The sequence below is a fragment of the Sphingobium sp. PAMC28499 genome (assembly GCF_004795815.1).
Classification (GTDB): domain Bacteria; phylum Pseudomonadota; class Alphaproteobacteria; order Sphingomonadales; family Sphingomonadaceae; genus Sphingobium; species Sphingobium yanoikuyae.
Map to the genome: position 1 here is coordinate 4,575,405 of NZ_CP039248.1, position 24,179 is coordinate 4,599,583.

The window sequence follows — 24,179 nt, forward strand, 5'->3', positions numbered from 1 at the left end:
ATGGCGGCAAGCCATCATCATGTCCGTCACTGGAGCCGTCGATCGGCGCTGGGCCTGATCGCCTGCGTGCCGCTGGGGCTAGCGAGCATGGCCAATGCCGCCGAGTGCGTCGATCCGGCCAGCCTGTCCGCCGCGCAGAAGAGCATGCGCAAGTCGCTGGGCTTTCGCACGTCGAACGACGCGACCAAGCGCTGCGGCCTGTGCGCCTTCTTCACCGCCGCCCAGCCGGGCTGCGGCAAATGCGCGCTGCTGAGCGGCGGCATCGTGCCGGCTGAGGGCGTGTGCGACAGCTGGGCGAAGAAGAGCTGATGGCGAACCCCGCGCGCCAATATGTCTGGGACTTGCCCATCCGCCTGTTTCACTGGGCGCTGGTCGGCCTGATCGGCTTTTCCTGGTGGAGCGCGGAAACCTATCACATGGACTGGCATCGCCTGTCGGGTCAGGCCGTGCTGTTCCTGATCGTTTTTCGCCTGATCTGGGGCCTGATCGGATCGGGGCCGGCGCGCTTTGCCCAGTTCCTGCGCGGGCCGCGCGCGATCTTCGCCTATCTGACCGGCCGTGCGCCCGCGGCGCCGGGCCATAATCCGCTGGGCGGCTGGAGCGTGGTAGCGATGCTGCTGGCGCTGTCGGTGCAAGTCGGCACCGGCCTGTTCGCGGTCGATATCGACGGCATCGAATCCGGGCCGCTGTCGCATCTGGTCGATTTCGATCAGGGGCGATTGGCCTCCGACATGCACGGCATCAGCTTCACCATCCTGCAGATGCTGATCGGCCTGCATGTCCTGGCGGTGCTGTTCTACCTGCTGGTGCGCCGCCGCAACCTGATCGGGCCGATGGTCAGCGGCCGGGCGAAAGTGAGCGGCGAGCCGGTGGCGGTGCGGCGCGCGTCGCCTGTCGCCTTCGCCGTCGCGATCCTGCTGGCGGGCAGCCTCGCCTGGTGGGTCTTTGCCGATCCGATGCTGTGACAGACATGAAAGGGACGAGGATGAGGATGCACGATACAGCGCGGATGAAGCGGCCGATCGCGATGCTGGCACTGCTCTGCGCGGCACCGCTGGCGGCGGCCCCCGGCGACATCGTCGCCACCCGGATCGCGGGTTTCCGCGAGGTCGGCGCGGCGTTCAAGAATATCAATGACGAGCTGAAATCGGCCACGCCGCAAACCTATGTGATCCAGATTTCGGCGCGGCAGATCCGCGATTATGCCCGCCAGCAACAGGGCTGGTTCCCGGCCGGCAGCGGCCCGAAACCGGGCGTCAAGACGGCCGCCAAACCCGAAATCTGGAACCAGCCGGCCGCATTCAAGGCAGCACAGGACGGCTTCACCGCGCAGGCCAACAGCTTCGCCACCGTGGCGGCGAGCGGCGACGTGGCGAAGATGCGCGTGGCGGCCAAGACGCTGGGCCAGAGCTGTGGCACCTGCCACCGCAGCTTCCGCGTCGAGGAGAAGCGCTGATGTGGCGCCGGGCGGCCGCGATCCTGTGGCTGGCGCAGCCGGCCGCGCTCTGGGCGCAGGCCGCCGACCTGCCGCCCGAGGCCGCAAGTGGCGAGCCGCTGCCGGCGGGGATCAGCGTCCGCAAGGTTGGCGAGCAGAGCGTCTATGTCGATGCCCATGGCCGCACCCTCTATGGCATGGATATGCGCGCCGTGACCGGGCGGACCGGGCATCAGCCGCTCTGGTGTTCGGGCGATTGCCTGACGCACTGGACGCCGCTCGCCGCGCCCGCCAAGGCGGAGATCGTGCCTGCACCGCCCGAGTTCGGCGGCGATCGCAAGGCGCCCCGACTGAAGCAGGACGGCCCCGACTGGATCGTGATGCAGGGACCGAGCGGGCCGCAATGGGTCTATAAGCGGGTCAATCTGGTCTTCACCCATGTTGGTGAGCGGCCCGGCACGATCGGCCATGAGGGCGAGGACGGCCTCGTCTGGAACAGCCTGAAATATGTGCCGGCCGCGCCCAAGATCGACGCGCTGGCCGATGTGACGGCGCGGCTGGTGGACGGGCGCTATCTGCTGGTCGATGGTCAGGGCAATTTGCTGGTGACGCATAAGGGCAAGGGCTGTGGCACGGCCTGCGCCGACTGGCGCGTCTTTCCGGCGGGCATGGCGCGACGGGGCATGGGCGCCTGGACCGTGCGGCCCGATGGCGACCGCGCCCAATGGGCCTATCGCGACCGGCCGGTCTTCACCATCGCGGGCGACGACCCGGCGGACATTCCCGCCGAGGCCGAACCGCTGATCCCATGACATTTCGCAAGGAGAGGATGATCGTGCAGTATCATCGCAAACTGATCCTGCTGCTGGGCGCGCTGCCGCTGGCGGCGTCGGTGCCGGCATCGGTGTCAGCGCAGGGGGACGCCCCCGCGAAGTCCGCCGTCCCTGCCACGCTGCCCGCCCCGCCAGCCAATGGCGAGATGGGTTTCGTCGTCAGCCATTTCGCGCCCGCCATCTATCAGGGCAAGGAGGATTGCCCGCAGGGCCTCGCCGCGACCCTGCGCGAAAATTATCTCCAGACCCAGCCAGTGGGGGAACGCACGCGGCTGCTGGAAAAGGCGAACGAGAAGGAGCTGACCGCGCGCTGGACAGGCTATGCCTTCGGTCCCGACAATCTCAACATCTGCACCCATCCCGACAAGTTCGACCGGCCGCCCCAGCGCATGGTGCAGGGCAAGGTCGCGCAGGGGCTGAACCTGGACGATGATGCGGGTGGCGCGGCGGCGGACGACAGCTGCGGCCATGCCAATTTTACCGGGCCAGCCGGCGAGCCGGGCGTCGACAACCAGATGTGGCGGGCGATGGGCTGCGTGCGGACCTGGCGCGGGGTCGACGGCACGGGCGGCGACATCGTCAAGGGCCTGACCCAGTTTCTGGTAAGCGGCGAACATAGCCAGCTGCTCTTGCTGAGCGGCGTCGACAGTCTGGAAAATGATCCCGACGTGACGGTCATCTACGCCAATACCGAAGATCGGGCGGTGGTGGATTCGCGCCAGAATTTCATTCCCGGCGCCAGCTACAGCGTCACCGCCAATGCCGCCCATCGCAATGTGCTGAAAGGGCGGATCGTCAATGGCGTGCTGACCACCGAGCCGGCCCATATCCGTCTGAAGCAGAATTGGGGGCAAGGGTCGGAGCGGGACATTCGTGGCCGCCGCAACGAATATGATTTCACCAAAGCGCGGCTGCGCTTCACCTTCCAGCCGGACGGATCGATCAGGGGCATTGTCGGCGGCTATCAGCCGATCTGGAACGTGATGGCCAGCGCCTCGGTCGGTGGCGAGGGCGCGGCGACTACGGCCGGCTATGACTGCGCCGCCATGTATGCCGCGCTCAAAGCCATGGCCGATGGCGATCGCGATCCGGCGACCGGCCAGTGCCGCCGCATTTCCAGCGGCATGGAGGCCTGGGCCGTGCCCGCCTTCGTCACCGACCGCCTGCCCCAGCCCAAGGTGGCGCAACGATGAGCGGGCCTTTTTGCCACAGGGCGCGCTGGGCGCTGCTCGCCGGGTTGCTGCTGAGCGCCTGCACGGTCGAGAAGGCGCCACAGACCGCCGCCACGCCCGAGGCCAGCTTCGCGCCCTTGAAGACGCCGCTGGGCCAGGTGGCGGGGATGCGCCGTCTGACCGAAGCGCAATATCGCAACAGCATCGCCGATATCTTCGGCCCCGACATCAAGGTGGCAGGCCGGTTCGAGCCGATCGTGCGGCCGGTGCATGAGCTGATCGCCACCGGCGCCAGCGCATCGACCATCTCGCCCGCCGGGCTGGAGCAGTTCGACGCGATGGCGCGCAATATCGCTGCGCAGGTCTTCGCGCCGGATCGCCGCGCCCAGTTCATGCCCTGCGCCCCGCGCGACGCGGCCGCGCCCGACGCCGATTGCGCCGCACGGACGCTGATGCCGATCGGTCGCTACCTGTTCCGCCGGCCGATGACGCAGGAAGAGATCGGCGCCTTTGTCATGATGGCGGGCAAGGGTGCTGGCGATGGCCAGGGTTTCTATGACGGGATGCAGCTGGCGCTCGCCGCCATGCTGGTATCGCCGCAGTTCCTCTACATCATTGAGAGCGCGGAGCCCGATCCGGAGGCGCCCGGCAGCCTGCGGCTCGACAACCATGCCCGCGCCGCGCGGCTGAGTTATCTGCTGTGGAACACGACGCCCAATGAGGCGCTGCTGCGCGCGGCCGACGAGGGCAAGCTGACCGATCCGGCCCAGCTCGCAGCAATCGCGCAGAAGATGGTGCGTTCGCCGCGGCTGGAGGACGGCGTGCGGGCCTTCTTCGCCGACATGCTGCTGTTCGAGAAGTTCGACGAGATGGCCAAGGACCAGATCGTCTATCCCCGCTTCAACCCCGATGTGGCGTCGGCCCTGTCCGAACAGATGCTGCGCATGATCGTCGACCAGCTGGTGACGCGGCAGGGCGACTATCGCGACCTATTTACCACCCGGCGGACCTTCATCAACCGCGCTCTGGGGCCGCTCTATCAGGCCAAGGTGTCCAGCATGCAGGGTTGGGTGCCCTATGAATTTGCCGATGGCGACGATCGCGCCGGGCTGCTGGGCCAGGCCGGCTTCCTGGCGCTCTATTCCCATTCGGGCCGCAGTTCGCCAACCCTGCGCGGCCGGGCGATCCGCGAGCTGCTGCTGTGCCAGCCGGTGCCCAATCCGCCAGGCAACGTTAATTTCACCGCCGTGCAGGATGTCGGCAACAAGGCGATGCCGACCGCGCGCATCCGCCTGAACGCCCATAATAGCGATCCGGTCTGTGCCGCCTGCCACAAGATCACCGACCCGCTGGGCCTGCCGCTGGAGCGGTTCGACGGCATCGGCGCTTTCCGCCGGACCGAGAATGACGCGCCGATCGATACCGCCGGCGTGTTCGAGGGCACGGCCTTCCAGGGCAATGTCGGCCTGGGTCAGGCACTGGCAGCGAGCAAGTCGACCACCGAATGCGTTGCCGGCCGCGCCTTCCAATATGCGACCGGGCGCATGCCGGAGGATGAGGAGGCGACCGCGATGGCACTGGAACAGGGCTTCGCCGCCGACGGCTATCGCATCCAGGCGCTGTTCCTGCGGGTCGCGACCATGGCCGATGCCTATCGCGTCAGCACCCCGCCGCTGGCCAAGCCGCAGGTCGCGATGATGACCAGCCCGCATATCCGTGAAGGAGACCGTCCATGAGCTTCACCCTCGATCGCCGCACCGCGCTGCGCGGCATGGTCAACGGCATGGCCGTGGCCGTCGGCTTGCCGCTGCTCGACATCTTCCTCGACGGCAACGGCACCGCCATGGCGGCGACCGGCGCGCCGATGCCGATCCGTTTCGGCACCTGGTTCTGGGGGCTGGGCGTCAATCCGCCGCGCTGGTTTCCCAGCGCCGCCGGCAAGGATTATGAGCTGAAGGTAGAGCTGGCCTCGATCGAGGCGCTCAAGCACAAGGTCAATATCCTGGGCGACTTCACCCTGCCGCTCGACGGCAAGCCCAACCTACCGCACATCAGCGGCGGCATCGGCATCCGCACCGGCATGGCGATCGATTCCGACCGGGGCCTGCCGGGGCCGTCCTTCGACGTGTCGATCGGCGATGTGATCGGCACCCGCACCCGTTTCCGCTCGATCGAGCTGTCAGCAACCGGCGATCCGCGCAATTCGCTGTCCGGGCGCGGCAATGGCAATCTCAACCCAGCGGAAGTATCGCCCGCCGCCCTTTATACAAGACTGTTCGGCGCCGGCTTCCATGATCCCAACAGCGCGACCTTCACCCCCGATCCGGCGGTCATGGCGCGGCGCAGCGTCCTCTCCGGCGTGTCCGACCAGCGGCAGGCGCTGGAAGCGCGGCTGGGCGCGGCCGACAGGCAGCGGCTCGACCAGTATTTCACCTCGCTGCGGCAGCTGGAAAACCAGCTCGACGTGCAACTGACCAAGCCGGCACCGATGCAGGCCTGTGTCGTCCCGCCCAAGGTGCCCGACCTGCCCGTCAATGCCGAGATCGAGAATGTCATGCGCAATCACGAGATCATGACCGATCTGCTGGTAATGGCGATGGCGTGCGACAATGTCCGGCTGTTCAACATGAACTTCAACAATGGCGCGTCGTCGCTGACGCGGGTGGGCAGCACCATCACCCATCATCAGCTGACCCATGAGGAGGTGCTGGACAACCGGTTGGGCTATCAACCCGAAGTCACCTTCTATGTCGACAAGTGCATGGAAGCCTGGACCTATTTTATCAAGGCGATGGACGCGGTGAAGGAAGGCGACCGCACCCTGCTGGATAACAGCCTGGTCTTTGCCCATAGCGAGACCGAGTTCGCCAAATTCCACACGATCGACAATATCCCGATGATGACGGCGGGATCGGCCGGCGGGCGCATCCATACCGGCCAATATATCACCGGCGACGGATCGCCGGTCAGCCGGGTCGGCCTGACCCTGCAACAGGCGATGGGCGTGCCGGTCGACCGCTGGGGCACGGGCAGCCTGGAGACGAACAAGATCATCCCCGGACTGATCGTCTGATCCCCTATTCCACCCGCGCCGCGTAGAGGCCGTGGTGCGACAGCATGAACAGGGTCTTGCCGTCCGGGCCGCCGAACAGCAGCTGTAGCGGCCGTTCGGGCACGTCGATCCGGCCGATCGGCTTGCCGTCGGGCGCGTAGACGAAGACATGGCCATTGGCGACATAGACCCGGCCCTGCGCGTCGCTGACCACGCCCTCCCCGCCACGATCGGCGAAGGGCTTGAGGTCGATCAGCGTACCGTTGCCGGCGACCAGCGCGCTGTAGGTGCGATTTTCCGATCCGTTGGTGACATAGATGCGCTGGCCCGGCTTGCCCTGGACGAAGCCATAACTGTCGAGCGTGTGGGAGAAGCGCAGGCCGCGATGGTCGACCGGTCCCTGGGCGAAGACGCGCCAGGCTGGCAGGGCGATGCTGCCATCGGGTGAGACATAGGCCTGCGCATTGGGCTGCGCCGTGTCGCGGGCGAACATGTCGGCAAGCGTGGTGAATTGATAGGTCTTGGGGTCGATCTGATCCCTGAACTCGCCATTCACCCACCAGTTGACCGGGAAGATGGTGGCAGCAGCGCCCTGCCCCGCAGGCGTCGCCGGGATGACGCTGACCTGCGTGTCGGGCGCGCCGGGGGTGACGCTGTAGACGGTGCCGTTGCGGCCATAGGAGGAAAGGACGAGCAGATTGCCCGACTTGTCGATGGTCAGGTTCACCGGATCGAGCGCGGCGTCGCGGATCATCTCCAGCCGGCCCGCGTCGGACCAGCGCCAGATGCGCTGGAAGAAACGGTCGATGAAATAGAGCCGGCCCTGTGCGTCCACCGCGCCGCCGCCCAGACCATAGAAACCGTCAGCGAGCTTCTGAACGCTGGCGCCGCCGAAAGTCGAGGGGGCGACCGGATCGGGTTTCGCCGACACGTCCAGCACCGCGAACTCGCGTTCGCGTACTTCCAGGCCATGGGTGATATCCTGAATGGCGTTTTCGAACGGATATTTGGTGAGGCGCAGGAAGGTGCCACAGCCATTTTCGTCGCAGGTACCGACCCCGCTTTCCGCGTTCACATGGACGTTGCGGAAGCGGATGTCGTGGGAATTGTAGAGCGACACGGCGGTCGGCGCAGGCTTGCGCGTGCGGGTGACGCGATAACCGTGGAAATTGGCGACCAGGATATTGTGGGAATCGCGGATTTCGAGCGCGACGGCATCGCCGCTCTCGCCCGCCTCCCCCTCAGTCTGGGGCGCCAGCAATTCCCAGTTGGCGACGCGGTTGAGGCCGATTTCGGTGCGGACATGATGTTCGACCGAGGCCTGGATCAACCGGCCCGGCGTTTGCGTGTCGGAGATCAATATGCCCGGATGGCCGAATGTGCTGGGGCTCCAGATATTGGCGAAGGTGCCCCCGCCGCCCTGCGTCACCCAGAGGCTGGCATATTGGCCGCCCCAGCGGCGCGATGCGTCGGGATCGGCGGTGGCGTTGTTGTTGTAGGGGCTGCGCCGGCTGCCATCGAAGGCATCGGTGCCATGGCCGCCCTGGAACTTCACGTCGTTGACCATGGAGTTGGCGCCGGCCTTCCACAACAGGCCGGTCGCGCGCGGATTGGCGCCATTGGTGTCGAGCGCCAGGCCGGCGACGATCGCGTCACCGCCCCGCGCGCTTTCGACCAGCGCCTTGGGCGCGCCGACGCCCTGAAAGGCGGGCGTGCCATCGGGCAGGACGATCTGGGTCAGGCTGGGGTGGAGGCCGATCAGCACCGTGTCGGCGCGCAGCCGCAGCGTGTCGCTGACCTTGTAGAAGCCGGCGGGCAGATAGACGACACGATGGCCGTCGATCGCCTTCTGCAGCACGGCGGTGTCGTCTGTGGCATTGTCGCCTTTCGCCCCCAATGTGCGGACATTCACCCATTCGGCGACGGGCGGCAGCGGACGAATGGCGGGCGCGCCGGGCGCCGGCAGGCTGTCGATCGGCTGCGCCTGCATGTCGGTCTTGTAGTCGCCGATCCGGCCAAGCCCCGGCAGGGTCAGGCCATGGGTGAAGGCGGAGACCTTGTAAGCCTTCCCCTGCCCCGTCACCGTCCGGCCGCTTTCGCGGAAGCGGGCAAAGGTGGGCGTGTTGACGGCCAGCACATTCTGGAAGCCGACCTGGGTATAGACATTCTTCTCGTTGGAAATGATGATACCGGCCTTCGACACATTTTCGAAGCGGACATCCTGGCCCCAGAGCCAGTCGCCATAGCCCCGGTCGATCTCGATCCCGACCGGCACGTTGCGGAAGGCGACATTGAGCAGGGTCAGGCCCGCCTCATGCTCGCGAATGGCGGCGTCGCGCTGTCCCTCGAACGTCGCATCGACCAGGGCGAAGGGCCAGGCGGGCGAGGTCTTTTCCGCGAGGATGCCATAGCGGCCGCCCTTGAAGTGCAGATCCTCCGCCTCGTTGGCGACATGGTAGAGGCCGGCGAGGCCCGAACCGATGTCGAAATCGACATGGCTGACGAAACTGTGTTGGGCGGAATGGAAGCGGATCGCGGTCGCCGCCGGATTGCCGTCCATGATGCGGAAATCGATATTGCCGAGCGCAGAATAGAAGGTGCCCGGATTGGCGTCGGCAATTGTCTTGTCGAACGGCACGCTGCCGGCCGGCGGGAAGGCGGCGGGCCAGCTGTCCTTGTCGGTCTGACGCTTGCCGCCGGTGAAGATCAGCATATGGGCGACGCCGCGCTGGAAGCCGGGCGTGTTGGCGCCGAGCAGGATCACCGGGCGCTGGGCGCCAATGCCGAAGATGCGCACGCCCGGCCATAGGAACAGGGTGCGGCTGATGCGATAGGTGCCCTGGGGCAGGAAGACGATGCCGCCACCGGGCGTCGCGGCGGCGGCGTCGAGCGCCTGCTGGATCGCGGCGCTGTCATCGGCGCGGCCATCGCCCACGCCCTTCACCGTCACGGCGCGCGCATCGTCGGGCATGGCGGTGTAGACGGACGGGGACGCGAAAGCCGGCTGTGCTGCGGCAAGGCACAGCAGGACGGATGCGCAGGCTCCACTCAATCCACGATACATCTATCAGGCTCCGTAAAAAGAAGATGTCCCGGCCGTGCAGGACCGGGACAAGTTTGGGGGGGAGAGATGTTATGTTTTATCAGAAATTGAAGCGGACACCGGCGCGGTAGATGCGGCCCAGCGTGTCGTAGAGCGCCGGGTTGATATCGAGACCGGTGTTGGTCTGGGGCGAGGCGACCGGATCCTTGTCGAACAGATTGTCGACCTTGCCATAGAGGGACACACGGTCGCTGAACTTGAAGGTGGCGCCGATGTCGACATAGAAGGCCCCCTTCATCTTGTTATAGTCGATGGTCGGGTGGTTCGCGGTCGAGGTCGGGCAGGACGACTGGCAGACGACATATTGATTGCCGAAGGTGCCGTCGCTGATCCAGCGTTCCTGCACCGTCAGGCTGAACTTGCCGCTGTCATAGGTCTGCACCGCCAGCCATTTCCAGTCGGGCGTGTTGCCGTTGTTGGCACCGGCCTGATCGACCGGATCGACACCGGCAATGCCCGCCTCCACAATGAACTTGCGGATATGGGTGCCGAGCGCGCGGACGGTGAAGTTGCCCGGCAGGCCGAGCGGCTGCTGCCACTGATAGCTCGCCTCGATATCGAAGCCGCTGGTCCGCCAGGAGGCAAGGTTGAACGGCTGGACATTGATATAGTTGAGGCTGGGATTGGCATTGTCGAGGCTGAAGCCGCCACAGAAGGCCTGATTGCCATCATAGCAGAACTGGACGATCTGCTGCGCCGACAGGCTGGAGACGACGCCCTTCAGCTTGATATCATAATAGTCGAACGACAGGCTGAGGCCCGGCAGCCAGGAGGGACGCGCCAGCACGATACCGATTTCGGTGTTGCGGGCGATTTCGGGCTTCAGATTGGGGTTGCCGATGGTGTTCTGGAATGCCTGAACCGCTGCGCCCTGGAAGGGATCGCTGAAGTTCGGCAAGGTCGTGACGGTCGGCGCAGCGAACAGCTCCGACAGGTTGGGTGCACGCACGTCGCGCGAGGTGACGGCGCGCAGGCGGATGCCGTCGAGCGGCGTATCCCAGGTGCCGCCGACCTTCCACGCCCAGACCGTGCCCGATGTGCTGTAATGGGTGCCACGGCCCGCGGCGTTCAGATTGGCGCGGCCGACCGCTTCGCTGTCGAACAGCGGCATGTCGATCTCCACGAAACCTTCATAGACTTCATATTTGCCGCGACCGTTCTTGTAATTGCCGGCCGCCCAGTTGCTGCCCTGCGCACCGTTGAGCAGCGGGTCGGCGGGATAATCGGCGCTGTTCGGGCTGAGATCGGACACGCCCGCGCCATAGGGGTCGGCGTTCACGCGGTAGAATTCGCGGCGATATTCCGCACCGAAGGCAACCGAGAGCGGTCCCGCCCACAATTCCACCGGATTGCCCGAGAAGTTGAGGCTGGCGACGTCCTGGGTCAGCTTGGTGTGCTGGAACGGGCCATTGTCGTGCGGCGCGACATAGGCGAGCGCGGCCGCCGAGGGGGTGAAGCCGCCGAAGATGTTGATCGGCTGGCAACCGAGCGCGCGGGCGGCCGGATCGGCGCAGACGATCGCGCCGTTCAGTTCGATCGCATTGGCCGCCGCGGCATAGCGGTTCTGCAGCACAATATCCTTCACCCGGATGTCCGAGATGGTGATGCCATGCTCATAATAGGCGTCATAATTCCAGTCGGTGCCGGCCGCGCCGAACTTGCCCTTGGCGCCAGCGACGAAGCGATATTGCTTGCGATCGGTATAGACCTGCGGATCGGGGAAGGCGGCGTTGGACGAACCGAAGCCGAAGGAGGTGATGCCGGCCGTGGCGCACTGGTCGCGCACCGACTGAGGCAGATAGGGGTTGGAACATTGGACGGTCAGGTTGGCGCGGCCATAGCCGGGGCTGGGCTGGTTGTTGGTCTTCACCTGCGCGACATTGACCGTGACATAGGCTTCGTTGTTGTCGGCGAAATCATAGCCGATCCGGCCATAGCCGTTGATGCGCTCCAACGAGGATTTGAGCGAGGCGCCCGAGCCGGGTGCGCCCGACAGATCGCCGCCCTCGCAGAAGCTGTTGCCGCGATAGCAGTTGGTGACCGCGCCGGTGCCGGTCGGCGTGCCGTTCGATCCATAGTTGAACTGATAGGGATTGCCATTCTGGTCGAAGGCGATGCCCTGCAGCGGGCCATTGTTGATCAGGCCGTAGCGGGCATATTGATAGGGCTGGGCATAATCGCGGTAATTATATTGCGGCAGGCCATTGTTGGTCTGGCCGGTGTTCATCAGCGTGGTGGCGCGATACCAGTTGCGGCTGCCGGCCAGATCGGTGCCGAAGTCGCCGGCACCCACGCCGCCTTCATGGTCATATTCGCCGCTGACCACCACATGCAAACGATCGTCCATGAAGGATTTGCCATAGGCGGCCTGGACCAGCGCGGTTTCGTCATCGCCATATTTGGTGATGCTGCCCAGGATATTGCCCTTGAAGCCTTCGAAATGAGTGTCGGTGATGAAGTTGACCACGCCGCCGACCGCATCCGAGCCGTAGGAGGCCGAGGCACCGCCGGTGACGACGTCGACGCGCTTCACCAGCAGCTGCGGGAACATCGAGATGTCGGGCACGCCGGTGACGTTGGCGCCGACGACGCGCTGGCCGTCGAGCAGGGTCAGGGTGCGGATCGCGCCCAGACCGCGCAGCGAGAAGGAACTGAGGCCCTGCTGGCCGCTGGAGGTGGAGAAGGTGCCGGTGGCGGCGCCGGTCGAGCCCTGGAGCGAGGGCAGTTGGGCGATGGTGTTGAAGATGTTGGGCTGGGCGTTGTTGGCGATCTGCTCCTCACCGATGACGGTGGTGGGCGTCGGCGCATTGAAGCCGCTGGTGGTGATGCGCGATCCGGTGACGATGATGTCGGCGCTCTGCGCGGCCGGCGCATCGCTCGTCTGGGCCTGCGGCGCGGGTTCGGCCGCCGGTTCGGTCTGGGCCTGGGCGGTGCCGGCCAGCGCCATGAAGGCGACGGCGGCCAGGCTGACGCCCGCCATATGCCGATGGATTGCGATCTGCACGTTCATTCCTCTTCCCCTCTTGTCACCAGGCGCCCTCCCGGCGTCGGCGCGCCCATGGCGGGCTATTGTGTGAGTATTAATCCCGAGCGGTCGCCACCGCACTTACGACATAGGTCGTAGGTGGCGGCGAACCGTCGCTTTTTCAGGGCTTTGCGGCGTAGAGCGCGTGGTGCGTCAGGATGAAAAGCGTGCGCTTGTCGGGGCCGCCGAACAGGATCTGGAGCGGCCGGTCGGGCACATCGATCCGGCCCGTTTCCTTGCCGTCGGGGCCGTAGACGAAGATCTGGCCATTGGCGACGAACACCCTGCCCTGCCCGTCCACCGCGACGCTCTCGCCGCCACGATTGGCGAAGGGTTTGAGGCCGGTCAGCGTGCCGCCCGGCCCCACCGTGCCGCTATAGGTGATATTCTCCGACCCGTTGGTGACGAGCAGGCGATCCCCGATCTTGCCGGAGACGAAGCCATTGGCGTTGAGCCCGTCGGACCAGCGCCAGCCGGTATGATCGATCGGCCCCTGCTGCCAGACGCGGAAGGCGGGCAGGGACAGGCTGCCGTCCGGGGAGAGATATTCCTTGGCCTTGGGCGTGCCGACGTCGCGGGCGAACATCTCGGCGAGGGTAGTGAATTCATAGCTCTTATGGTCGAGCTGATCCTTGAACTCGCCATTATTCCACCAGTTGACCGGCAGCAGCGTCTTAGCCGGGCCAGTGCTGCGCACCGGGGTCGGCTGGATCAGCGTCAGCGCGTCCTTTGGACCGGCGGGGTCGAACGAATAGGCGCCCCCCTTCGCGCCGAGCGAGGACAGAACCATGACATGGCCCGAAGCGTCGATGGCCAGATTGACCGGATCGAGCGCATGGTCACGGACGATCTCCAGCCCCTTGCCTTCGCTCCAGCGGTGGATGCGCTGGAAACGGCGATCGATGAAATAGAGCGCACCCTGTGCATCGACAGCCGCGCCGGAGATCGACCAGAAGCCATCCTCCAGCTTCTCGACCTTGGTGCCGGACGGTGCGACCGCCGGGACCGCACTGCCGGCCGGGCCGATGTCGAGCGCAGCAAACTCGCGTTCGCGCACCAGCAGCTTGCGGCTGACATCCTCGATCGCATTGTCGAACGGATATTTGCTGGCGCGCAGGAAGGTGCCGCAGCCTTCATCGTCGCAGGTGGCATAACCGCTCTCGCCATTCACATGGACATTGCGGAAGCGGATATTGCCCGAATTGGTGATCTTCACCGCGCTCTTTTCCGGCGCATAGGTGCGGGTGACGCGATAGCCATGATAATTGGCGAAGAGCAGATTGCTGGAGTTGCGGATGTCGAGCGAGATGGCGTCGGGGCCGTCATCGACCTCCTGTTCGGTCTGGGGCGCCAGAAACTCCCAATTATGGACGTTATCGAGCACGAATTCGTTGCGGGCATGATGTTCGACCGACATTTCATAGACATGGCCGGGCGTGTCGGTGTCGGTGATGTAGAAGCCCGCCTGGGCGAAGCTGTTGGGGCTCCAGACGTCGGCAAAGGTGCCGCCGCCGCCGTCCGTCACCCAGATGCTGGGATATTGGGCGTCGAGCCGGCTGTCGGTGACCGGATCGCCAGTGTTGACGCGCAGCGTGCCGAGCATCTTGCCGTCGGCGGTAGGCGTGCCGCCGCCGCCCATGATCTTGACGTCCTCGACCAGGCTCTGTTCGCCCGATCGCCAGAGCAGGGCGGAGGCGCGCGGGTTCACCCGGCCGGTGAACAGGCCAAGGCCAGAGAGGATATTGTCGCTACCCTTGCGGCTTTCAAGGATCGGCAGGACCGCGCCGAGACCGGCATGATTGGGGTTGTTATCGGGAATGAAGAGCTGCGTGATGGCAGGGTGCAGGCCGATGAGGATGCTGTCCGGGCGCAGGGTCAGCCTGTCCGTCACCTTGTAGAAGCCGGTCGGGAAATAGAGGATGCGATTGGCGTCGATCGCCTTTTGCAGGGCGGCGGTGTCGTCCGCCTTGCCGTCGCCGACCGCGCCCAGGGTGCGGACATTGACCCACTGATCCATCGGCGGCAGGTCGCGGATCGCGGACGCGCGCGGCGCGGGCATGGCGGAGAGTGGCTGGATGTCCGCAGTGGTGGCGTATTCGCCCGTGTGGCCGAGTGCGGGGACGGCGAGGCCATAGGAGAAATTGGCGACCTTATAGGCCTTGCCCTTGCCGTCGACCGTCCTGCCGCTGTCGCGGAAGCGGGCGAAGACCGGGCTGTTCACGGCCAGGGCATTGTCGAAGCCGACCTGGGTGAAGACATTCTTCTCGTTCGAGATGACGACGCCGGCCTTCGACACATTTTCGAACCGGACATCCTTGCCCCAGAGGCTGTCGCTGTAGCCGCGGTCGATCTCGATCCCGACCGGCGTGTTCCTGATCGCGACATTGACGAGGGTAAGGTCGACCTCATGCTCGCGGATCGCCGCGTCGCGCTGCCCGTCGAAGGTCGAATCGAGCAGGGTGAACTGCCAGGCGGGCGAGGTCTTTTCAGTGACGATGCCGTATCGGCCGCCCTGGAAATGGACATTCTCGATCACATTGCCGGCCTGATAGACGCCGGCAAAGGCGGTGCCGAGACGGAATTCCATATGGCTGAGGAAGGCATGCTGGGCCATGCGGAAACGCACGCCGGCAGCGGCCGGATTGCCCGCACCGATCTCGATATCGACATTGCTCATCGACGAATAGAAGGTGCCCGAATTGGCATCCCGAACCACCTTGTCGCGGGGCACGACGGTCGGCACCGGGACCGGCACCTGACCGACATTATATTGATCGCCGCCAGCAAAGATCACCATGGTCGACACGCCCTGCTGGAAGCCGGGGGTGTTGGCGCCGAGCAGCAGTAGCGGGCGGGTCGGGCCGACGCCATAGACGCGCACGCCCGCCGGCACGATCAGCGAGCGGGTGATACGATAGGTGCCCGATGGCAGGAAGACGATGCCATGGCCGGTCGCGTCGCGGGCCTGGTCGAGCGCCTGCTGGATCGCGGCGCTGTCGTCGGCACGGCCGTCGCCGACCGCCTTTACCGTCACCGCATGAGGCTCGGCCGGCGCGACCGGGAAGACCGAGGTCGTCGCGGCGAAGGCCGGTGCCCCAAGCGTTGTTGCCGCCAGCAAAGCCGCGATCATGCTGCGTCCGATCATGTCCGCCTCCCATCCTCATTTTTATAGATGGTGCATGGCTAGGGGAGCGGTCGCGGCTTGGCACTTGCGACAAAGGTCGTAGTTTTCCTGTGGGGTGACGCGGCCTTATAGCGGGAAAACCAATCCCCCTGCCCCAGCGACCAAGGACGCCCGCTTGCCGATTTCCGCCGACCCTGCCCCCGTTTCGCCCAAAGCCGTGGGACGCGCCGTCATCGTCATGGGGGTCAGCGGCTGTGGCAAGTCGACGCTGGGCGCGATGCTGGCCCAGGCGCTGGACTGCCCCTTCCTGGAGGGGGACAGCTATCATTCGGCGGCGGCGGTGGAAAAGATGCGCGGCGGACAGGCGCTGACCGACGAAGATCGCTGGCCCTGGCTCGACCGGCTGGGCGCGGCGATCGCCGGCACGGTGGCGGCGCGGGGCGTGGCGGTCGCCGCCTGCTCCGCATTGAAGCGCGCCTATCGCGACCGGCTGCGCGCGGCGATCGGCGTGCCGGTGCATTTCATACTGCTCGACAATGACCGCGACGAACTGCTGGCGCGGCTGGGCAACCGGCCGGGCCATTATATGCCCGCCAGCCTGCTCGACAGCCAGCTTGCCACGCTGGAGCCGCCGCTGCCCGAGGAAGGGGCGATGATCCTGACCACCAATGTGCCGGCGACCGAGTTGCGCGACCGGGCGCTGGCCTGGCTGGGATAAGGGCACACCGACGCGACAGTTGAAAGTTCATAGTGTCGATAGCCAGCAATGGCGGGCGGAAAATGGGCGCAATGCGCCTGTCACGCGCCGACGAAGCGACAGTGGCGCTACACTGGCGCGCTTTCGAAGCGACAGTCAGGCGACAGTGAAACGACAGCAAGGCGACAGTCGGACCGGCGCCGGGCGGTGCGCGCGACGCCGAATAGCGAACCGGCGAAAGGCGTGATGTCGGAAGAGCGGCCTGTTCCATCCGGCAGGATAGATCAGAGAAAGGTCGAGTAGGAAAGCGCCGCCAGACGAGCGCAGGCGACCAATGTCGGACATTCCTTCCCGGCACGGGGAGGTGGCAGCGCGAAGCGCTGACGGAGGGGCAGGAGCCTATTAGTGCTGCGCTATTGGGCCATTGCCCCTCCACCGCCTGCGGCGGTACCCCTCCCCAAGCAAGCTTGGGGAGGAATTGGGTCGCGTGCAGCTCAGCGATAGCGGCCCATCGTCACCTTGAGCCAGACCGGCTTGTCGATGATGTTGAGGCCATAATCGGTCTGGTCGCCGTTCCAGATGCGATCGAAGACCCAGTTGTCGCCTTCGAAATGGCCTTCCTCGACCTTGACGATCATGCCGTTGGCCGGGGCGCCTTCGCGCGAGCCGAACTGGACGCGGACATGGTCGCCGGTGAAGAGAAATTCATTGGCCGAAAGCTGCGCCACGACCATGCCGCCGACCATCGCCTTGTCCCAGGCCGGGGTGTCGGCATTGGGGAACCATTCGCGCTGGCCGAACTGCCACTGGCCAAAGCTGGCCGTGACCGTCCAGTCGCCCATGGTGCTGCTGAGCGGCGTGCCGTCATCCGGCCGCGCCGCGCCCCAGGTCGGGTGGGCGAAGGCGATCTTCGCCCAGGGGCGCATCGCCGCGCCGAGCACGCCGAATTTCGAGGCGAAGGCGTGGATGGTCGCGTCATCGAAGCCCTTGGCGCCGAGCGGATAGTTGAAATAATCGGCATCATCCATGCCGAAGGGCGAGAAGCCGATCGCGCCGCGCCCCAGCGCCGACCAGAAATAGCGCGCATATTCGGCGGCATTGCCGATTTCGGGCACCATCAGCGCGTTGTCGGGCCTTGTGTAGAGATCGAGATGCTTGAAGACGTTGCGGCTGCCCCGGTCATAAATGTCGGGCGCGGCCAAATCGAGCGAGGGGGCCGCCGCCTTCCAGATGTCGATCACGTCGCCCTGCGGCCCGCCGCTCGACACGGTCATCGGGTCGACCGGCTTGTAGGGATCGGTCAGCGAGGCGTTCACATACATGGGCAGCGGCTTGATTGCCTTGCCGGCCTTGGCCAGTTCCTCGATATAGCGGGCGGTGTACCAGCTGTTGAAGGTGCGGTCCGCGGTATCGCCGAACACGCTCTTCCAGCTGCCCGCCGGCTTCTTGAGCGCACGGGTCAGTTCGGCCGGGACCGGGCCGTCGAACAGTTTCTGCGCGGTGGCGCTAAAATCGCGGGGATTCTGGTAGCTGCCGACCTCATTTTCGGGCTGCACCATGATGACCGTATTCTGCGCATCATGATCGCGCACATAGGTCATGAGCTTCAAAAAGGCGCGCTTGTCCGCTGCCAGCGTGGCCGCGCCATGGGGCGAGAGCACGCCATGATCCTTGCCATCGGCGGTCTTCATGCGCGGGAAGCGACGATTGTCGAGCTTCACCCAGTCGGGGGTATAGGCAAGGCCGGTATTCTTCCAGGCGCCGAACCAGAGGAGGACGATGCGCTTGTCATGGGCACGCGCCTCGTCAAGCAGGGTCTGGACGAAGCTATAGTCGAACTCGCCTTCCTTGGGCTCCAGCTGTTCCCAGGCGACCGGCACTTCCACCGTATTGGCGTGGATGCTGTCGAGCCGGTCCCAGACCTGCTTCAGGGGGGCGGCATAATTGCTGCTGTTATTGACCTGGCCACCCAGCATCAGGAAGGGCGCGCCATCGACGATCAGGGCGTGGCGGCCATTCTTGCTCTCGATATGCGGCACTTGTCCGCCATTCTGGGCGAGCGCGGGGGTTGCGAGCAGCATGGCGCCCGTGAGCAGGGGAAGAAGATTGCGCATCAGATCGGGTCTCTCAGGGCTGTTCGTCTAGGGAAAATATGCGGGTGGCGGCGGTCCATTTGGCGCCGGGGACGGACCAGGGCAATGGCCGCTGGGCGCCGTCCATCTGCGCTTCCCAGGCCTGCACCGCCGGATCGGCGGCGTCGGCCGCCGCCTTGGCCGCCGGGTCGAAATCCGGGCCGGTCTCCATCAGCATGACCAGCCGGTTGCCGCTGCGATAGATGTCCATCGCCCGAACGTCGGCAGCGCGGATGCTGGCGCCGATGGCCGGCGGCAGCGCGCCCGATGCGTGCCATGCCTCATATTGGGCGATGGCAGCCGCATCGTCGGCGAGGTCGATCAACAACACATGACGCATCACATCACCCAGCCGCCGTCGATCACATGGACCGCGCCGGTGGTGAACGCCGCATCGTCGCTGGCGAGATAAAGGACCAGGCCGGCGATCTCCTCCGCCTTGCCGAGGCGCCCCATCGGCTGGCGCGCAACGAAGGCGGTCTGGGCGGCTTCATAGTCGCCGGTATCGTGCAGTCGCTGTTGCAGCGAAGGCGTGTCGACGGTGCCGGGGCAGATGCAGTTGCAGCGAATGCCCTGCCCGACGAAATCGGCGGCGACCGCCTTGGTCAGCCCGATCACGCCCGCCTTGGTCGCGCCATAGGCGAAGCGGTTGGGGATGCCCTTCACCGAGCTGGCGATGGAGGACATGTTGACGATCGCGCCCGCGCCCTTTTCCACCATGCCCGGCAGGAAGGCCGAAATGGTGTGATATTGGGCGGTCATGTTGAGCGCGACGGCAAAGTCCCAGTCGGACTGGCTGCATTCCAGGATATTGCCGGCATGGACGACGCCGGCGATGTTGGCGAGGATGTCGATCGGGCCGATGTCTGCGGCGAGCGCGCGCACGGCGGCGCCGTCGGTAACGTCGAGGGCAAGCCGCTCGCAGCCCTCCAGCCCGTCAAGCGCATCGAGATCGCGGTCGGTGGCAAAGACGCGGGCGCCCTCCGCCACGAAACGCTCGACCGAGGCGCGGCCGATGCCGCGGGCGGCGGCGGTGATGAGCGCGGTCTTGCCGGCGAGACGGCCGTTCTGCGGGGCGCTCATGCGCGCGCCACCATCGGCAGACATTCGGGACCGATGGGATCGAAAGCCTTGTAGGTCAAAATAAACTCCTGATGGCCCAGTTGTTCGGAAAGGCTGCGCTCGCCCGCCGCGACGGCGAGGATGGCATCATAGATTTCCTGGCCGACCTGATCGAGGGTCGCTTCCCCCTCCAGGATGCGGCCGGCATTGACGTCCATGTCAGCGGCCAGGCGGCGGCCGGTTTCGGGATTGGCGCAGATCTTGATGACCGGGGAGATGGCCGATCCGACCACCGATCCACGCCCGGTGGTGAACAGGGTGACATGCGCGCCGCAGGCGATCAGCTCCACGATTTCGGCATTGTCGGAGATGTTCGGGAAGCCAAAGCGCGGCTCGCCATCGGGCACGACGTCGAGCAGATAGAGACCGCCCATCGGGGGGATATCGCCCGGCTTCAATATGCCGTCGATCCGCGAGCTGCCCGACTTGCTGTAGGCGCCCATGGATTTTTCCTCCTGGGTGGTGAGGCCGCCTTCGGCATTGCCCGGCGCGAAGCTGCCAAAGCCCATGACGGTATAATAGGCCTCCGCCTTCTGCACGCAGGCCTCGATCGCGGCGGCGAGTTCGGGCGTGGCGGCGCGGTCGGCCATGATCTTCTCACAGCCGACCAGTTCGCCGGTCTCCTCGAAGATGCAGGCCGCCCCTTCCGCCACCAGCCGGTCGAAGGCGCGGCCGACCGCCGGATTGGCGGTGATGCCGCTGGTGCCGTCCGACCCGCCGCAGATGGTGGCGATGACCAGTTCCTCGACGCCCATCGGCACGCGCTCGACCGACGCGATCTGTGCCCGCACCCGATCGACCGCTTCCAGCCCGGCGGCGATGGTGGCGGCGGTGCCGCCCTTCTCCTGGATCACCAGCAGTTCGGCCGGGCGGCCGCTGGCCTCCACGACGGCGCGCAGTTTCTCTCGATTGAAGCTTTCGCAGCCGAGCGAGACGATGACGAGGCCGCCGACATTGGGATGGGTGGCGATCGCCTCCATCACCTTGGCCGCATAGGCATTGGGATAGCAGCCGGGGAAGCCGATCAGCTGGACATCGGGATCATCGGCCTTGTCGACGATGCGGCGCGCGACATGGTGCGCGCATTCGACCAGATAGGCGACGGCGACGACATTGCGGATGCCCTTGCGCCCGTCGGATCGGAGCCAGCCCTGGATCATGCGCCCTGCTCCAGCGCGGTGCGGGTGTGGCTGCTGATATAATCGCTCTTCATATTGTGCATATGGACCCATTGGCCGGCGACGACCGGCGCGGTCATCGATCCGATCGGCGCGCCATATTTGATGACCTTGTCCCCCTGCGCCAGCGCCATACGGGCGATCTTGTGGCCGATCGCGATGCCCTCGCGCGCGGGGATGGTGCCACCGGCGACGGGCAGGATATCGCCCGCCTCGATCGCGCTGACGCAGATCAGCACATTGTCGTTAGGGTGCAGCAGGATGAGGCGGCTGTCATGTTCAAGCATGGCTGTGGGCCTTGGCAAGAGGATGGGCACGGGCGGCGGCGTCGAGCGCCGGCCAGAGCGTGTCGGGGATGGAGGCGCCCAGGCGGGCGATCGTGTCATGGACCTGATCCGCTCCGACCAGGCCGGGGATCACGGCCATGACCTGCAGGTGGCGCAGCGGATATTGCAGCGCAGCGGCGGGCAGCGCGACGCCGGCATCGCGGCAGAGCGCCGCCATGGCCTGGGCGCGGGCAAGGATCGCCGGGTCCGGGGCGGCATAATCGAAATGGAGCGGGCCGCAGAGATCGCGGGCGAGGATGCCGCTATTATAGGGGCCGCCGACGATGACCCGCACATCGGCGCTGGCGCAGCGGTCGAGCAGTTCCTCCGCGCCGCGATCGAGCAAGGTGTAGCGGCCGGCGATCAGGATGGCGTCCAGTTCCACCCGGTCGAGCAGTTCGTGGCAGATCGCGACCTCGTTCACGCCGATGCCGATCGCGCCGATCGCGCCGGCGTCTTTGAGGTCGCGCATCGCCCGATAGCCGCCGTCGAGAAAGGCGGCGAGATGATCATCATGCGCATCGCCATGGGTCAGGCGGCCAATATCATGGGCGAGCAGCAGGTCGATCCGGTCGCGGCGCAGGCGCTTCTGGCTGCTTTCGAAGGAGCGCAGCACGGCGTCATGGCCATAGTCGAAATGCGGCTCGAACGGGTCGGCGTCGACGAAGCCATGGCGTTCGCCCTGCGCATCGGTGGGCCGCAGCAGACGGCCGACCTTGGTCGAGACCCGCGCCCTGCCCTGCGGGTCATGGTCGGCCAGCGCCGCGCCCAGCCGCCGTTCGGCAAGGCCAAAGCCATAATGGGGGGCGGTGTCATAATAGCGGATGCCGGCGGCGAAGGCGGCGTCGAGGGTGGCGCGCGCCTCCGCATCGCTGACGACGCGATAGAGATTGCCGATGGGCGCGGTGCCCATGCCGAGGGTGGGAAAATCGATCATGCGGCGGCTCCCTGCGTGACGCGATAGAGGCGCGCCGCATTGTCGGCGAAGATGGCGCGATGGGCCGCGACCGGCAGCGATGTGCGCGCGAGATCGAGCCAGGCGGCATAGTCGGACGCGAGGGTCAGCACCGGCCAGTCGCTGCCCCAGAGCAGGCGGTCCGGGCCGAACAGGGCGACCAGTTCGGCGATGAAGGGAGCGGCCGCGCCCTCCCCTGCCCCCGGCGCCAGCTCTGTCAGCAGGCCCGACAGCTTGCAGGCGACATTGGGGCAGGCGGCGAGATCGGCCATGGCGGCGCGCCAGTCCGCCGGGATCGCGTCGCCGACCAGCGGCTTGGCGGCGTGATCGATGATGATGCTGAGGTCGGGCTGGCGCCGGGCCAGCCGGGCAAGCGAGGCGAGATGCTGCGGCCGCACCAATGCGTCGAGCACCAGTCCCTCGCGGGCCAGCGCCGCGAAGCCGGGTGCCAGTGCCGGATCGTCGAAACAGTCGGGCGCGCCGCCCTGCATCATCGGACGGATGCCGACCAGTGGTCCGGCGACCTGCATCGCGGCGACGCGGGCGGCGACATCGCCGGTGAGGTCAACCCAGCCGATGACGCCGGCGATGCGATCGGTTTCGGCGGCGAGTGACAGCAGCCAATCGGTGTCGGCCTCTGATTCCTGGCTCTGCACCAGGATCGCGGCGTCGACCTTGTTGGCATCGAGCTGCGCGAGCAGATCATCCAGCCCATAGTCGCGATGAATCGCCGGCAGGTCTTCGCCGGGCCAGCTGCAATCGTTGCGGCCGAGCTGCCAGAGATGGACATGGGCGTCGATCATGCCACCCCGCCCTTCCCGCGCATCACATGGGCATAGGCCGCGACCAGCAGGAAGCAGAGCGCGGGCACCAGCATTGCGGCGTTGATCGTGCCGGCCATGTCGGAAATCAGGCCCATGAGCGCGGTCAGCACAGCGCCACCAATGATGGCCATGACGATCATCGATGCGCCCGGCTTGGTCAGCGGGCCGAGGCCGTCGAGCGAGAGGACGAAGATGGTCGGATACATGATCGACATGAAGAAGCTGGCCGCCACCAGCGCGACGACGCCGGGCAGGCCGAGCCAGACGCAGCCGACCAGTGCGAGGCCGAGATTGACGAGCGCGAACAGCCGCATCAGCCGCGCGCCATCGAAGCGCGAGAGCAGCGCCGCACCGGCAAAGCGGCCGGCCATGAACAGGCCGAGCGACAGGGTCAGCAGCCAGGCGGCATGCTGGGCGGTGATGCCCGGCAGCGCGGTCTGGGCATAGCGGATGAGATAGCTCCAGATGCCGACCTGCGCGCCGACATAGAAGAATTGGGCAGCGACCCCGGCCAGATAGCGCGGGCGACGCAGCAACTGGCGATAGCCGGCCAGCGGCGAGGCGGCGCCGGCATGGCCCTCCACCGCCGCCTTCGGGAAGGGCGTGCGCGCGAGCAAGGCCGCCCAGGCCAGCACGACCAACGCGATCAGCAGATAGGGCAGGCGCACGGCCGCGGCAGCAGCGGCGCCCTGTGCCGGCGCATCGGACAGGATCAGCGTCGCCCCCAGCGCCACGCCGGTGATCGAGCCGAGCGGATTGAACGCCTGGGCGAGATTGAGGCGGCGGGCGGCGCCGGCGGCATCGCCCAGCACCGCGACCATCGGATTGGCGGCGGTTTCGAGGAAAGCCAGGCCACTGGCGATCACGAACAGGGCGAACAGGAAGAAAGGATAGCTGACCGCGGCGGAGGCCGGCAGGAACAGCAAGGCCCCAAGCGCGAACAGCAGCAGGCCCAGGATCACCGTCGCCTTGTAGCCGAAACGCTGCGCCGTCAGCGCGGCGGGAATGGCGAAGCAGAAATAGCCCAGATAAAAGGCCGACTGGACCAGGCCCGAGGCGAAGTCCGAAAGGGCGAAGGCGTGCCGGAAATGGGCGATCAGCACGTCGTTGAGATTATTGGCAAGGCCCCAGAGGAAGAAGAGGCCGATCGTCAGCATGACCGCCATCTTTGTGGCGCCGCTATCTTCCTGTCTGTCTACCC

19 protein-coding genes are annotated in these 24,179 nt (G+C 66.1%); 8 read left to right on the forward strand and 11 right to left on the reverse strand.

All coding sequences use genetic code 11. The features are described 5' to 3' along the window. From E5554_RS21655 to E5554_RS21685, 7 genes are read left to right on the forward strand one after another with little or no spacing between them, the layout of a single operon-like run. Complete coding sequence (locus tag E5554_RS21655; RefSeq protein ID WP_037509087.1) at positions 1–309, forward strand: high-potential iron-sulfur protein; 309 nt, start codon at positions 1–3, stop codon at positions 307–309. Further along, complete coding sequence (locus tag E5554_RS21660; RefSeq protein ID WP_136188044.1) at positions 309–965, forward strand: cytochrome b/b6 domain-containing protein; 657 nt, start codon at positions 309–311, stop codon at positions 963–965. The genes E5554_RS21655 and E5554_RS21660 overlap by 1 nt, the downstream gene beginning before the upstream one ends. A gap of 20 nt (positions 966–985) precedes the next feature. After that, on the forward strand, positions 986–1,456 hold the full coding sequence (locus tag E5554_RS21665) for a cytochrome c (protein WP_247594328.1): 471 nt from the start codon (positions 986–988) through the stop codon (positions 1,454–1,456). Beyond that, positions 1,456–2,247 (forward strand): hypothetical protein, encoded by a 792-nt coding sequence (locus E5554_RS21670; RefSeq protein ID WP_136188045.1) that lies wholly within the window; start codon positions 1,456–1,458, stop codon positions 2,245–2,247. Before E5554_RS21665 ends, E5554_RS21670 begins: the two co-directional genes overlap by 1 nt. Positions 2,248–2,264: 17 nt before the next feature. Then, complete coding sequence (locus E5554_RS21675; protein WP_136188046.1) at positions 2,265–3,461, forward strand: hypothetical protein; 1,197 nt, start codon at positions 2,265–2,267, stop codon at positions 3,459–3,461. Next, a complete protein-coding gene (locus tag E5554_RS21680; protein WP_136188047.1) occupies positions 3,458–5,176 on the forward strand; it encodes a DUF1592 domain-containing protein in 1,719 nt (572 codons plus the stop codon). The genes E5554_RS21675 and E5554_RS21680 overlap by 4 nt, the downstream gene beginning before the upstream one ends. After that, positions 5,173–6,513, forward strand: coding sequence for a DUF1552 domain-containing protein (locus E5554_RS21685; protein ID WP_010338474.1), 1,341 nt, complete (start codon positions 5,173–5,175; stop codon positions 6,511–6,513). The genes E5554_RS21680 and E5554_RS21685 overlap by 4 nt, the downstream gene beginning before the upstream one ends. A 4-nt stretch (positions 6,514–6,517) precedes the next feature. Here E5554_RS21685 and E5554_RS21690 read toward each other — a convergent pair whose 3' ends face one another. The 3 genes from E5554_RS21690 to E5554_RS21700 all read right to left on the reverse strand — a co-directional run bounded on the left by E5554_RS21690 (position 6,518) and on the right by E5554_RS21700 (position 15,765). Further along, on the reverse strand, positions 6,518–9,556 hold the full coding sequence (locus tag E5554_RS21690; RefSeq protein ID WP_136188048.1) for a glycosyl hydrolase family 28-related protein: 3,039 nt from the start codon (positions 9,554–9,556) through the stop codon (positions 6,518–6,520). Positions 9,557–9,635: 79 nt separating this feature from the next. After that, entirely contained in the window at positions 9,636–12,605 is a 2,970-nt protein-coding gene (locus E5554_RS21695) for a TonB-dependent receptor (protein ID WP_136188049.1), read from the reverse strand. A gap of 136 nt (positions 12,606–12,741) precedes the next feature. Beyond that, the gene (locus E5554_RS21700; protein WP_136188050.1) at positions 12,742–15,765 is read right to left on the reverse strand and encodes a glycosyl hydrolase family 28-related protein; all 3,024 of its coding nucleotides are present in this window, start codon (positions 15,763–15,765) and stop codon (positions 12,742–12,744) included. A 154-nt stretch (positions 15,766–15,919) separates the two neighbouring features. Here E5554_RS21700 and E5554_RS21705 point away from each other — a divergent pair, with 154 nt between their 5' ends. Further along, complete coding sequence (locus tag E5554_RS21705) at positions 15,920–16,462, forward strand: gluconokinase (RefSeq protein ID WP_136188051.1); 543 nt, start codon at positions 15,920–15,922, stop codon at positions 16,460–16,462. Positions 16,463–16,935: 473 nt separating this feature from the next. Here E5554_RS21705 and E5554_RS21710 read toward each other — a convergent pair whose 3' ends face one another. From E5554_RS21710 to fucP, 8 genes are read right to left on the reverse strand one after another with little or no spacing between them, the layout of a single operon-like run. After that, a complete protein-coding gene (locus E5554_RS21710; protein WP_136188052.1) occupies positions 16,936–18,555 on the reverse strand; it encodes a DUF5597 domain-containing protein in 1,620 nt (539 codons plus the stop codon). 13 nt (positions 18,556–18,568) lie between these two features. Next, positions 18,569–18,913 carry an L-rhamnose mutarotase gene (locus E5554_RS21715; protein ID WP_125988924.1) on the reverse strand — a complete coding sequence of 115 codons (345 nt, stop codon included), beginning with the start codon at positions 18,911–18,913 and terminating at the stop codon, positions 18,569–18,571. Then, entirely contained in the window at positions 18,913–19,656 is a 744-nt protein-coding gene (locus E5554_RS21720) for an SDR family oxidoreductase (protein ID WP_234415724.1), read from the reverse strand. Before E5554_RS21720 ends, E5554_RS21715 begins: the two co-directional genes overlap by 1 nt. Next, positions 19,653–20,855: a UxaA family hydrolase gene (locus tag E5554_RS21725; RefSeq protein ID WP_136188053.1), complete on the reverse strand. Its 1,203-nt coding sequence runs from the start codon at positions 20,853–20,855 to the stop codon at positions 19,653–19,655. The genes E5554_RS21720 and E5554_RS21725 overlap by 4 nt, the downstream gene beginning before the upstream one ends. Continuing rightward, positions 20,852–21,160 (reverse strand): UxaA family hydrolase, encoded by a 309-nt coding sequence (locus tag E5554_RS21730; protein ID WP_122928290.1) that lies wholly within the window; start codon positions 21,158–21,160, stop codon positions 20,852–20,854. The genes E5554_RS21725 and E5554_RS21730 overlap by 4 nt, the downstream gene beginning before the upstream one ends. Beyond that, positions 21,153–22,136, reverse strand: a complete 984-nt coding sequence (locus E5554_RS21735; RefSeq protein WP_136188054.1) for an aldo/keto reductase — start codon at positions 22,134–22,136, stop codon at positions 21,153–21,155. The genes E5554_RS21730 and E5554_RS21735 overlap by 8 nt, the downstream gene beginning before the upstream one ends. After that, on the reverse strand, positions 22,133–22,957 hold the full coding sequence (locus tag E5554_RS21740; protein ID WP_136188055.1) for an amidohydrolase family protein: 825 nt from the start codon (positions 22,955–22,957) through the stop codon (positions 22,133–22,135). Before E5554_RS21740 ends, E5554_RS21735 begins: the two co-directional genes overlap by 4 nt. After that, positions 22,954–24,135: an L-fucose:H+ symporter permease gene (gene fucP, locus E5554_RS21745; RefSeq protein WP_247594329.1), complete on the reverse strand. Its 1,182-nt coding sequence runs from the start codon at positions 24,133–24,135 to the stop codon at positions 22,954–22,956. The genes E5554_RS21740 and fucP overlap by 4 nt, the downstream gene beginning before the upstream one ends. Positions 24,136–24,179: the final 44 nt, after the last annotated feature.